This is a genomic window from Ruegeria sp. BHSB172 (assembly GCF_059613165.1).
The window spans coordinates 1-11,218 of the sequence record NZ_JBXWRZ010000067.1; the positions used below are offsets into that span (position 1 = coordinate 1).

At 62.3% G+C, this 11,218-nt stretch carries 13 protein-coding genes; 1 reads left to right on the forward strand and 12 read right to left on the reverse strand.

Annotation, left to right across the window (positions count from 1 at the left end):
- From AC2FM3_RS17160 to AC2FM3_RS17215, 12 genes are all read right to left on the reverse strand, one after another.
- Positions 1-495: MBL fold metallo-hydrolase (locus AC2FM3_RS17160; RefSeq protein WP_496684291.1), on the reverse strand; the 495-nt coding region annotated here is incomplete at its 3' end.
- An 85-nt stretch (positions 496-580) separates the two neighbouring features.
- Complete coding sequence (locus AC2FM3_RS17165) at positions 581-1,018, reverse strand: DUF6691 family protein (protein WP_496684259.1); 438 nt, start codon at positions 1,016-1,018, stop codon at positions 581-583.
- 4 nt (positions 1,019-1,022) lie between these two features.
- A complete protein-coding gene (locus AC2FM3_RS17170; RefSeq protein ID WP_496684262.1) occupies positions 1,023-1,454 on the reverse strand; it encodes a YeeE/YedE family protein in 432 nt (143 codons plus the stop codon).
- 1 nt (position 1,455) lies between these two features.
- Positions 1,456-1,605 carry a YgaP family membrane protein gene (locus AC2FM3_RS17175; protein ID WP_496684264.1) on the reverse strand — a complete coding sequence of 50 codons (150 nt, stop codon included), beginning with the start codon at positions 1,603-1,605 and terminating at the stop codon, positions 1,456-1,458.
- A 96-nt stretch (positions 1,606-1,701) separates the two neighbouring features.
- A complete protein-coding gene (locus tag AC2FM3_RS17180; RefSeq protein ID WP_496684267.1) occupies positions 1,702-2,367 on the reverse strand; it encodes a Crp/Fnr family transcriptional regulator in 666 nt (221 codons plus the stop codon).
- 139 nt (positions 2,368-2,506) lie between these two features.
- Entirely contained in the window at positions 2,507-3,652 is a 1,146-nt protein-coding gene (locus AC2FM3_RS17185) for an iron-containing alcohol dehydrogenase (RefSeq protein ID WP_496684270.1), read from the reverse strand.
- A 66-nt stretch (positions 3,653-3,718) separates the two neighbouring features.
- Entirely contained in the window at positions 3,719-5,101 is a 1,383-nt protein-coding gene (locus AC2FM3_RS17190) for an aldehyde dehydrogenase family protein (RefSeq protein ID WP_496684273.1), read from the reverse strand.
- Positions 5,102-5,194: 93 nt separating this feature from the next.
- Complete coding sequence (locus tag AC2FM3_RS17195; RefSeq protein WP_496684277.1) at positions 5,195-6,556, reverse strand: glutamine synthetase family protein; 1,362 nt, start codon at positions 6,554-6,556, stop codon at positions 5,195-5,197.
- Between the two features lie 138 nt (positions 6,557-6,694).
- A complete protein-coding gene (locus tag AC2FM3_RS17200) occupies positions 6,695-7,726 on the reverse strand; it encodes a TRAP transporter substrate-binding protein (RefSeq protein ID WP_496684279.1) in 1,032 nt (343 codons plus the stop codon).
- A gap of 70 nt (positions 7,727-7,796) precedes the next feature.
- Positions 7,797-9,122 carry a TRAP transporter large permease gene (locus AC2FM3_RS17205; protein ID WP_170448192.1) on the reverse strand — a complete coding sequence of 442 codons (1,326 nt, stop codon included), beginning with the start codon at positions 9,120-9,122 and terminating at the stop codon, positions 7,797-7,799.
- Entirely contained in the window at positions 9,122-9,640 is a 519-nt protein-coding gene (locus AC2FM3_RS17210; protein ID WP_496684282.1) for a TRAP transporter small permease subunit, read from the reverse strand. Before AC2FM3_RS17210 ends, AC2FM3_RS17205 begins: the two co-directional genes overlap by 1 nt.
- A complete protein-coding gene (locus AC2FM3_RS17215) occupies positions 9,637-10,437 on the reverse strand; it encodes an N-formylglutamate amidohydrolase (protein WP_496684286.1) in 801 nt (266 codons plus the stop codon). The genes AC2FM3_RS17210 and AC2FM3_RS17215 overlap by 4 nt, the downstream gene beginning before the upstream one ends.
- Positions 10,438-10,532: 95 nt before the next feature.
- Between AC2FM3_RS17215 and AC2FM3_RS17220 the strand changes: the two genes are divergently transcribed.
- Positions 10,533-11,218: MurR/RpiR family transcriptional regulator (locus AC2FM3_RS17220; protein ID WP_496684288.1), on the forward strand; the 686-nt coding region annotated here is incomplete at its 3' end.

Genomic DNA, 11,218 nt, shown 5'->3' on the forward strand with positions numbered 1-11,218 from the left:
ATCGCCGATCACATGGGTCATGCAGGCCGGCGTATGGCCCGGCGTGTGCATGGCAAAAGCGGTCATGTTGCCGATCTTGTAGGTCATGCCATCGGTGAACAGCGCATCAAACTGGCTGCCGTCGCGCTGGAACTCGGTGCCTTCGTTGAAGATTTTGCCGAAGACCTCCTGCACGATCTTGATGTTCTCGCCGATACCGATCTTGCCGCCCAGCTTCTGCTGGATGTAGGGCGCCGCCGACAGGTGGTCGGCATGCGCATGCGTCTCGATGATCCACTCCAACTTCAGCCCCTGCTTTTCGATCTCGGCGATCAGCAGATCGGCATGTTCAAAGGTGATCCGGCCGGCGGCATAGTCGATGTCCATCACGCTGTCGATGATCGCGCAAGCGTTCGACGTGGGGTCCTTGACGATATAGCTGATCGTCGCCGTCGCCTCGTCGTAGAAGCCCTGAACCTCGGGCTTGACGCTCAGATCGACCGGATACTCGGCAATCGGCGTTGCAATCGCATCCGCCATCCGCTGGTTGTGGGCGTCGATTGATTTCTGATCGTTCATGATTGTGTCTCCTCTTGGGCGCTCAGGCCTTGGCCGAGCGCGAAAACAATGGTTTGCCCTGCAGGATCCGGGCCAGGACCAGGCCCACGGCGACGGCCCCCAGGAACAACACCACCTCCCACCGTCCGGTACCCAGGGCCGGGAGGGCCGCTCCGGGGCAGAACCCGGCAATACCCCACCCGATGCCGAACAGGGCCGAACCACCGATCAGCTTGCCGTCGATGACGGTCGAGGTCGGAATCTGGAACCGCGCGGCGAACAGGGGCGCGTCCCGGCGCCAAATCAGCCGATAGCCGATGAAGGTCACCACAAGCGCACCGCCCATCACGAAGGCAAGGCTGGGGTCCCAGGTGCCGGCAATGTCAAAGAAGTTCAGGACCTTGGCCGGGTTCATCATGCCCGAGATGGCAATCCCCACGCCGAAGACGAGGCCGGTCAGGAAGGTATGAAACAGTTTCATCGGCTTACCCTCCGATCACATGGCGAATGATGAAAACGGTGATGGCCGCGGTCGCCATGAAGGTCGGTACCGCCACCAGCGACCGCACCGACAGGCGCGACAGGCCGCAGACACCGTGGCCCGACGTACACCCGGACCCGAGGCTGGCACCGAGTCCGACGATGACACCTCCGACGGCAATCATCAGCGGGCTGACCGGTACGTCAATCGCGGGCATCGTGCCGGTGACCGCGAAGATCAGCCCCGGCGCCACGATCATGCCTGCCACCAGAGCCAGACGCCATGAGAACTCCGAGACGTTCTCGGGAAAAACCAGCCCCGACATGATCCCGGTCGCCCCCATGATGCGACCCAGCCCCAGCATCAGAAGAACGGCCCCCAGGCCGATCAGCAAACCGCCCCCGAAAGAAGCGAAAGGTGTAAATACAGTCTCCATCTCAGGTCCTCTTACAGGTTTTGATGCCGAAGGCACCGTCAAGCGGGCAGATCCGCAGCGCCGAAGTGATCAGCATCACTACGCCGACAATCACTGCACCCCATTTTTCGATGCCGCCGTCGAAAAACGGCAGTTTGCTGGCAAATGCCAAGTACACTCTACATTCCAAGTCTTGAATAACACATAGGGCAGGTTTCCGGCCCCTTCAGTGACAATGTCACGAAAGCCGGTGGATTTCAGGAAAAACTCAGCCGCTTTGCGCCAGCGACTGCAATGCAGCCTTGTCGGCAAGGGTGACTCGCCCGCGCGACTGGGTGATCAACTCGCGCTTCTGAAAATCGTTCAGGACACGAGAGATCACTTCACGGGCGGTTCCAAGCTCGTCGGCCAGTTGCTGGTGGGTCACCTGTATCTCGGACGACTCGCCTGCCAGCGCCAGCAACCGTTCCGCCAACCGCACATCGATGCGCCCGAAGGCGACATCATCAACCACCCGCAACAGATCGATCAACCGGCGCGAATAGGCCTCGAAGACAAAGCTGCGAAACGCGTCTTCTTCGGCCGCCAGCCGGTCGAACTCGGCCTTTGGCAGAACAACGGCCGTCACGTCCGTTTCCGCGATCCCCTGAGCATTGTATGCCTCCTCGGCCAGCATGCAGGCCGTAGTCAGAACGCAGCTGTCGCCGGCCTCGACGCGATACAGCACGATCTCGCGCCCCGTATCGGACCGCTGGGACACCCGAATTCGACCAGCGTAAAGAAACAACAGGCTTTCGGGCACATTGTCCGGGCCAAACACCTGCGCACCCTTCGCAACCCGCACGATACGCGCCGCCTTGCGCAGCCGGTCGCGGACCCGGTCCGGCAAGCGGCGAGTTCCATTGAACCGGTCGGTCCAGTCCGGCTGCGTCATGTTGGCGTTCGCATCTATATACCGATGCTCCTATCCATCGTTGGCCCCACCGGCCACCATGTTGCGGACCCAACTTGCGGGCCGCATCCGCGAACGTCAAGCAATCGCCGCCGGGGTTTCAAGTGGCCCGGCGTTGCGCTTACAGCGCCGCGCGGAACAGCTGGGTCAGGTTGTCCTCGGTCAACTCGATCGGGTTTCCGCCGCAGGACGGATCGACGATCGCACCCTTGACCAGGTCGGGGATCGCATCCTCGGTCACGCCCAGATCGGACAGCTTGCGCGGGATCCCCAGCGAGTCGTTGAATTCCTGCACGAAGGCCCGAAATCCGTCGAACCCACCCGAAATGCCCAGATAGGCTGCGGCCGCGTCGAACCGGTCGGCAATCGCAGCGGCATTGAACTCCAGAACCGCGGGCATGCAGACCGCGTTGGTGGTGCCATGATGGGTGTTGAACACCGCGCCGATCGGGTGGCTCATGGCGTGGATCGCACCCAGCCCCTTCTGGAAAGCCGTCGCTCCCATGGCGGCCGCACTCATCATCTGGGCGCGGGCCTCAATGTCCGTGCCGTCCGCATAGGCGCGCGGCAGATAGTCTTTGACCAGCCGCATCCCTTCCAGCGCGATGCCCTGGCTCATCGGATGGTAATGCGGGCTGGAATAGGCCTCGACACAATGCGCAAAGGCATCCAGGCCGGTGCCGGCGGTGATGAATTTCGGCATGCCCACGGTCAGTTCAGGGTCGCAGATCACCACGGTCGGCAGCACCTTTGGGTGGAAGATGATCTTCTTGGCATGGGTTTCCGAGTTGGTGATGACGCTGGCACGGCCCACTTCCGAGCCGGTGCCGGCCGTCGTCGGCACCGCGATGATCGGAGCTATGGCGTCGGCATCCGCGCGGGTCCACCAATCGCCAATATCCTCGAAATCCCAGACCGGGCGGGTCTGACCGGCCATGAAGGCGACCATTTTGCCCAGATCCAGCCCCGAGCCGCCACCGAACGCGATCACACCGTCATGTTCCCCCGCCTTGTAGGCGGCCACACCGGCCTCGAGATTCTTTTCGTTCGGGTTCGGGTCGACCTCGCTGAACAGGCTCCGGCCCAGGCCTGCGGCCTCGAGAATGTCCAGCGTTGTCGCGGTGATCGGCAGATCGGCCAGACCGCGGTCGGTCACCAACAGCGGGCGCTTGATCCCCGCCGCCGCGCAGGCCTCGGGCAGTTCCTTGATGCGGCCAGCACCGAATTTGATCGTGGTCGGATAGGACCAGTTTCCAACAAGACTCATGTCAGCTTTCCTTGTGTCTGAGGCCTGCCCCGGCGAGGGGGTCGGTCCGGGGCAGGCAAATCGCCCTCAGCCCGTCACCTTCTTCAGGTGGTAGGATTTGGGACGTGTCAGGTTGTGATATCCGATGACCGACAAGCCGCCGCCACGGCCGGTATTCTTGCACCCGGTCCAGCACAGGCCCGGGTCCAGATAGTCGGCCCGGTTCATGAACACGGTTCCGGTCTCGATCCGGTCGCCGATGCGTTCGGCCCGCGCCACGTCGCGCGTCCACAGCGAGGCGGTCAGGCCGAATTCGCTGTCATTCATCAGGGCAATGGCCTCGTCATCCGAGGACACTTTCATGATCCCCACGACCGGGCCGAAGCTTTCGTCGCGCATCACGCGCATGTCGTGGGTGACATTGGTCAGGATCTGCGGCGTCAGATAGGCGCCGCCGTCATCCTCGGCAAAGGTCTCGATATGCGCCACGGCGCCGGCGGCCACGGCCTCGGCGATCTGCGCGCGCACCTCGTCTGCAAAGCGCACGTTGGCCATCGGTCCCAGCGTCGCCTCAGGGTCCAGCGGATTGCCCAGCTTGTAGCCCATGACGATCTCGACCGCCTTGGCAACGAAATCGTCATACAGGCTTTCATGCACATAGATCCGCTCGATCCCGCAGCAGCACTGGCCCGAGTTGAACATGGCCCCGTCGATCAGCGTCTCGACCGCCGCATCCAGATCGGCGTCGTCCATGACATAGCCAGGATCCTTGCCCCCCAACTCGGTGCTGACGGGGGTAAAGGTGCCGGCCGCCGCCCGTTCCATCGCCTGCCCTCCGGCAACCGAGCCGGTGAAGTTCACGAAATCGAACGCCTTGCCAGCGATCAATTCGTTGGTCACGTCATGGCTCAGAAACAGGTTCTGGAACACATCCTCGGGCACCCCTGCCGAATGGAAGGCCCGCGCCATCCGCTCGCCCACCAACAGGGTCTGCGTGGCATGTTTCAGCACAACCGTGTTGCCCGCGATCAAGGCGGGCGCCACCGTGTTGATCGCCGTCATGTACGGATAGTTCCAGGGCGCCACAACGAACACCACTCCATGCGGCACGCGCTTGATGTAGCGCTTGAATGTTTTGTCCTCACCCACGGCAATATCGGCCAGCGCATCGCTCGCGATGCCCGCCATGTAGGTCGCGCGTTCGTTGAAACCGCCGAACTCGCCGCCATAACGCACCGGCCGGCCCATCATCCGCGCCAGTTCCGGCACGATCTCGTCATTCATCGCCCCCACGGCTGCAACGCCGGCCATCACCAGATCGATCCGCTCCTGCAAGGGCCGCGCCGCCCAATCCGCCTGCGCTGCACGTGCCCGGCCCGCTGCGGCGAATGCCGTGTCACGATCCAGCGCAGTCCGCTCGGCAAACACCGATCCGTCGATCGGCGAGATACATTTCAACACCTGACCCATGGTCACTCCATCCTCAAGCAAAACAGGCCCGCTGCTTCATCTGGCCAAAAATATCACGGGGAGCGTGAGGGGCTGGCCCCTCACATCCGCCCTTTATGCCCGCTCGAACCCGCGGGCAATCTCCCAATCGGTCACCACGCGCTCGAATTCCTCGATCTCGACCTCGGCGGCACGCACATAGTGGTCCACCACGTCATCGCCCATGGCCGCCCGCAGCATGGACGACCCATGCAGCGCATCCCGCGCCGCACGCAGGTTACCCGGAATCATGCCCGTATCCCCCTGATAGACATCGCCCTTGGTCGGCGGCTGCAGCTCCAGCCCCTCCTCGATGCCCGCGATCCCCGCGGCCAGCATTCCGGCGATGGCCAGATAGGGGTTCATGTCCGAACCCGGAATCCGGCACTCCACCCGCACCGCCTTGGTGCCATCGCCGCACAGCCGGAACCCCGCAGTGCGGTTGTCCACCGACCAGATGATCCGCGTCGGCGCGAAGGTGCCCTTCATGAACCGCTTGTAGCTGTTGATGTAGGGCGCCATGAAATAGGTATAATCAGCCGCGTATTTCAGCAGGCCCGCCATGTAGCTCTTCATAAGGTCCGACATGCCCAGCGGGTCGGCCTTGTCAAAAAATGCCGGCTGCCCGTCCGCCCAAAGCGACTGATGCACATGCGACGAACTTCCGACCCGGTCATGATGCCATTTCGGCAGGAAGGTCGCCGCATGGCCCTGCTGGAATGCAATCTCCTTGACCGCGTTCTTGGCGATCGAGTGATACTCTGCCGTCTGCATGGCCGGGGCGTATTTGATGTTCAATTCTTCCTGGCCGGCCTCGGCCTCGCCCTTTGAATTCTCGACGGGAATGCCCGCGTTCCACAGGTGATTGCGGATCGGCCGCATCACATGCTCTTCCTTGGTGGTCTGAAGGATGTGGTAATCCTCGTTGTAGCCCGAGATCGGCTGCAGGTCGCGGAATCCCTCCTTGCGGATCTGGTCGAAGCTCTTCTCGAACAGGAAAAACTCCAGCTCGGTCGCGCACATCGCCTCATAGCCCATGGCCTTCAGGCGATTGACCTGCTTCTTCAGAATGGCGCGCGGAGAATGCGGCACCTCTTCATGCGTGTGGTGATCCAGCACGTCGCACATCACCATCACCGTGCCCTCCAGCCACGGCACCGGGCGCAGGGTGCTCAGGTCGGGCTTCATGACATAGTCGCCATAGCCGCGCTCCCAGCTGGTCGAGGCATAGCCGTCCGGCGTCGCCATCTCGAGATCGGTGGCCAGCAGGTAGTTGCAGCAATGGGTCTCGCGCCACGCGCCGGCCACGAAATGCCCCGCATGAAAGCGCTTGCCCATCAGGCGGCCCTGCATGTCCACCATGCAGACAAGCACGGTATCCACATCGCCTTCATCGACCTGGACCTTCAGATCCGCCAAAATCGCGTCAATGCCCATTGTTCTCATTCCTCGTCACTTCCAAGACCCCGGCCTAGTCTCACACTGGCGAACTTGCTCTTGCGGTCACCCGCGCCCGAACGGGCACCGGCCAGAACCCCCGGCGCACGATTCAACCCGCGCGCCGGAGTATCAGATTTAGCTATAGCGATATGGACGCCCGGCCTTCTGCATGTCGGCGTTGTAGCGCTTGATGATCTCGACGACCTTGGCCTTGGTCTCGGACTCGGCGGCGATCTCATCCCAGAAGGCAACGGCGGCCGCTTCGACCTGCGCCCATTCCTCGTCGGGGATGGTGGTCAGCTTCAGCTTGTCACCATTCACGCGCAGTGATGCCTCGCCGCCCCAGTACCACCACTGACGGTAGTAGTGCGACTGGTCGGTGCAGACTCGGAACAGGGTCTGCAGGTCTTCGGGCAATTCGTTCCAGCGGTCCATGTTGGCAAAGAACGACCCGGCCCAGGCGCCCGAGATGTTGTTGGTCAGGAAGTAGTTGGTCACATCCGCCCAGCCGACGGTGTAATCCTCGGTGATGCCCGACCAGGCGATGCCGTCCAGCTCGCCGGTCTGCACGGCAACCTCGATGTCCTCCCACGGCAGGGTCACGGGGACCACGCCAAACTGCGACAGGAACCGGCCCGCCGTCGGGAAGGTGAAGACCCGCTTGCCCTTCAGGTCCTCAAGACTGTTGATCGGGTCCTTGGTGGCGAAATGGCACGGGTCCCAGGCGCCGGCCGAGATGTGCTTGACGCCCACCTTGGAATATTCTTCGTCCCAGATCTCGTTCAGACCGTACTGGTTGAACAGGACCGGAACGTCCAGCGAATAGCGCGAGGCAAACGGGAAATAGCCGCCGAACACGGTTACCTCAGTGGGCGAGGCCATCGAGTCATCATCCGACTGCACCGCGTCGATCGTGCCGCGCTGCATGGCGCGAAACAGCTCGCCCGTGGGCACCAGCTGGTCGGCATAGAACAGCTCGATCTGCATCCGGTCGCCGGCGATCTGGTTGAACATCTTGATGGCCGGATCGATCACATGCTCGGCCAGCGCGGGGCCGGCATATGTCTGCATGCGCCAGCGGATCGTGGATTGCGCCAGTGCGGGCGTGGCCAGCGCGGCTGCCGGGGCCGCGGCGGCCCCTTTCAGGAATGTGCGTCTGTTCGTCATCTTCTCTCTCCGTTGTCGGTTTCTATGGGCGAGAGACCATCCTCTCGCATGTGCCCCGGTATGTCCGGGGTCATTTGTTGTAGATGTAGTCGGGCAGCCACAGCGCGATCTGCGGGAAGGTCATTATGATGGCCAGCGCCAGCGTCATCACCATCACGAAGGGCAGAATCGAGCCGTAGATGTCGCGCAGCGAAATCTCGGGCGGGGCCATGGCCCGCATCAGGAACAGGTTATAGCCGAAGGGCGGCGTCATATAGGCGATCTGCGTGGTGATCGTGTACAGCACCCCGTACCAGATCAGGTCGAACCCCAGTTCCCCCACCAGCGGCACGTACAGCGGCGCAACGATCACCAGCATCGCGGTGTCGTCCAGGAAGGTGCCCATCACGATGAAGCTTAGCTGCATCAGGATCAGGATCACCCACGGGTTCAGGCCCAGCCGTTCGGTGAACAGCGTCTCGATCGCGCGCACGGCGCCCAGCCCATCGAACACCGCGCCAAAGGCCAAGGCGGCCAGGATGATCCACATGAACATGCAGGTGATGCCCAGGGTCGAACGGACCGAGACCTCGAACACCTTGCGCGTCATCCGCCCTTTCAGAACCGCGGCGGCAAAGGCCGTCAGCGCACCGATGGCCGAGCTTTCGACCAGCGAGGTCCAGCCATTGACGAAGGGCACCATCATTGCCGCGAAAATCGCCAGCGGCAGCAGACCCGCGCGCAGCAGCCGTAGCTTCTCCGCCATTGGCACGTCGCGCTCTTCCTTGGACAGGGCCGGGCCGAGTTCCGGGTTTATCCGGCAGCGGATCACGATGTACAGGATGAACATCCCCGCCATCATCAGGCCCGGCAGGATACCCGCCAGCCACAGCTGCCCCACCGGCTGACGCGCGATCATCGCATAGAGAACCAGCACCACCGACGGCGGCACGAGAATGCCCAGCGATGACCCGGCCTGGATAACCCCGGTCACCATTTTCTTATCATAGCCGCGTTTGAGCAGCTCGGGCAGCGCAATCGTGGCCCCGATCGCCATGCCTGCCACGCTCAGCCCGTTCATTGCCGAAATCAGCACCATCAAGCCGATCGTGCCAATGGCCAGCCCGCCATTCAGTCCGCCCATCCAGACATGGAACATCTTGTACAGGTCGTCGGCGATTTTGGACTCGGCCAAAACGTAACCCATGAAGATGAACATCGGCAGCGTCAGCAGCGGGTACCATTTCATCAGCTTCATCGCGGCCGAAAACCCGATATCATAGCCGCCGCGGTCTCCCCACAGCAGCAGCGCAGCCACCACGGCCACAAAGCCGATGGCACCGAACACGCGCTGACCGGTCAGCAGCATCAGCATCATGGTCGAGAACATCAGAATGGCGATCAATTCATACGACATCAGATCACCTCGCGCGGGATGTCATCGCCCTTGAGGCGCAGAATATCTTTGAAAAGCTCGCAAATGGCCTGCAGCAGCATCAGGATCAGCCCCACGACCATGATCACCTTGATTGGCCACAAATAGGGGCGCCACGCGGTCGGGCTGCGCTCACCATACTGCAGGGAATAGCTGAGCGAGTCGAAGCCGCCATAGATCATCACACCCAGGTAGAAGATCAGGAACAGCACGGTGATGGCGTCGGTCCAGGCCCGGCGCCGGTGCGACCATTCGCTGTAGAGAAGGTCCATCCGCACGTTCGAGCCCATCTGGATCGAATACGGCCCGCCCAGGATGTAATAGGCCACCATCGCGAACTGCGCGACTTCGAGCGTCCAGAGCGACGGAAGGAAAAAGGTCTTCGAGATCGACGACCACAACAGGATACTCATCATCACGAAGATGCCGTACATCACGACCCGCCCGATCCAGCGGTTCATGCGGTCGATGACCGCAACATATCCCCGCATGAAATTCATACCTGCTCCTCTGTTCCGGTTGGCGAAAATGCCGCGATGGTCCGGGTCAGAACCGGGGACAGAATGCCAGCCATACGGTTGACCCCGGCGGGCGTGTCGATCAGGTCGTTGCGGACCTCGATCATCACGTTCGGAAGGCCGCGGGCGACGCCGTGCTCGCTCAGGGTGTGGGTCACGCCATCGGCGGCCGAATAGGGTTCGTTCAAAGCGGTCCTCAGGCCGCAGCCTGCGACATGGTCCAGCATCACCCGAGCCGCGCGCTCGTCCTGATCGTGCAGGATGCCCAGTTCGACGTCGCGCCTTTGTCCTTTGTAGACCGGGGTGAAACTGTGGATCGTGATCAGAACCGGTGGTTCCGGGCGCGCGTCCAGCGTCTTGGACAGCAGATCCCGGAACGGCTCGTAGATTTCACGCACCCGTTGGGCACGTTGTGCCGGGGTTAGGTTCCGGTTGCCCGGCACCTCGAACACTTCGCTGACCTCGGGCATGGAATCGGCGCGTTCGGGCGGGCGGTTGCAGTCATAGACCAGCCGGCTGACCCGGGCCTGCACCAGCGGCGCATCCAGGGCGCCCATCAACTCGACCGCAAGCTCCAACGCGCCGATATCCCAGGCGGCGTGAGAGCGGGCCGCATCCGCTTCGAGCCCCAGACCGTCCAGCGCCGCCGGAATGAACCGGCTGGCATGCTCGCACACCAGCACTGCCGGGGCGCGGCCAAGCGCGTTCAACACCCGTGCGGCGGGTGCTTCGATCGTTGACAGCAAAGGAGACTCGGGCGCGGCAATCATGAGTAGCATTTGTTACAGCGAAATTCAGCCTGTCAAGAAATTTTCTGTAGACAAATTTACATTCGATCATATTCTGTAACGAATTGAATAATACGAGGACGCCGATGGCCTCTGTCGCCAAGACCGTCAAGCAACGCATCCAGGACGAGCTTGATGACCTGACCCGATCCGAACGTCAGCTGGGCTCGATCCTGCTGCAAGATTATCCGATGGCCGGGTTGCAATCGATCACCAAGCTGGCCGCGGCGGCGCAGGTCTCGACCCCGACGGTGATCCGCATGGCGCGCAAACTGGGCTTTGACGGCTTTCCCGCCCTTCAGGACGCCCTGCGCGAGGAGGTTGCAGCGCAGATCAAGAAGCCGATCTCGAAACGCGACGCCTGGATCGTCGACGACGAGACCGAGCACCCGATCACCCGTTTCGCGCAGGCCGTCTGGACCAACATGCGGCACACGCTGGAGCGGCTGGACAAGTCCATGTTCGACGCCGTGGCCCAGTTGCTGGCCGATACCGAGCGGCATCTCTATGTCGTGGGCGGCCGCATCACCCGCTCGAACGCCGACTACCTGTTCAACCACATGCAGATCATCCGGCCCAACGTGACGATGCTGGGCAACTCGGCCAACGTGTGGCCGCAATACCTGCTGGACATGGATGACAGCTCGGTCCTGGTGATCTTCGACATCCGCCGCTACGAAGCGCATCTGGAGAAGCTGGCGCAGGTGGCATCGGATCGGGGTGTGACGGTCGTTCTGTTCACCGACCAGTGGGGCTCACCCATCGGGCGGAC

Excerpts from the sequence above, each read along its gene's own strand:
- AC2FM3_RS17165 (WP_496684259.1), bottom strand. The coding sequence starts at position 1,018 with ATGAAACTGTTTCATACCTTCCTGACCGGCCTCGTCTTCGGCGTGGGG.
- AC2FM3_RS17170 (WP_496684262.1), bottom strand. The coding sequence starts at position 1,454 with ATGGAGACTGTATTTACACCTTTCGCTTCTTTCGGGGGCGGTTTGCTG.
- AC2FM3_RS17180 (WP_496684267.1), bottom strand. The coding sequence starts at position 2,367 with ATGACGCAGCCGGACTGGACCGACCGGTTCAATGGAACTCGCCGCTTG.
- AC2FM3_RS17185 (WP_496684270.1), bottom strand. The coding sequence starts at position 3,652 with ATGAGTCTTGTTGGAAACTGGTCCTATCCGACCACGATCAAATTCGGT.
- AC2FM3_RS17190 (WP_496684273.1), bottom strand. The coding sequence starts at position 5,101 with ATGGGTCAGGTGTTGAAATGTATCTCGCCGATCGACGGATCGGTGTTT.
- AC2FM3_RS17195 (WP_496684277.1), bottom strand. The coding sequence starts at position 6,556 with ATGGGCATTGACGCGATTTTGGCGGATCTGAAGGTCCAGGTCGATGAA.
- AC2FM3_RS17200 (WP_496684279.1), bottom strand. The coding sequence starts at position 7,726 with ATGACGAACAGACGCACATTCCTGAAAGGGGCCGCCGCGGCCCCGGCA.
- AC2FM3_RS17205 (WP_170448192.1), bottom strand. The coding sequence starts at position 9,122 with ATGTCGTATGAATTGATCGCCATTCTGATGTTCTCGACCATGATGCTG.
- AC2FM3_RS17210 (WP_496684282.1), bottom strand. The coding sequence starts at position 9,640 with ATGAATTTCATGCGGGGATATGTTGCGGTCATCGACCGCATGAACCGC.
- AC2FM3_RS17215 (WP_496684286.1), bottom strand. The coding sequence starts at position 10,437 with ATGCTACTCATGATTGCCGCGCCCGAGTCTCCTTTGCTGTCAACGATC.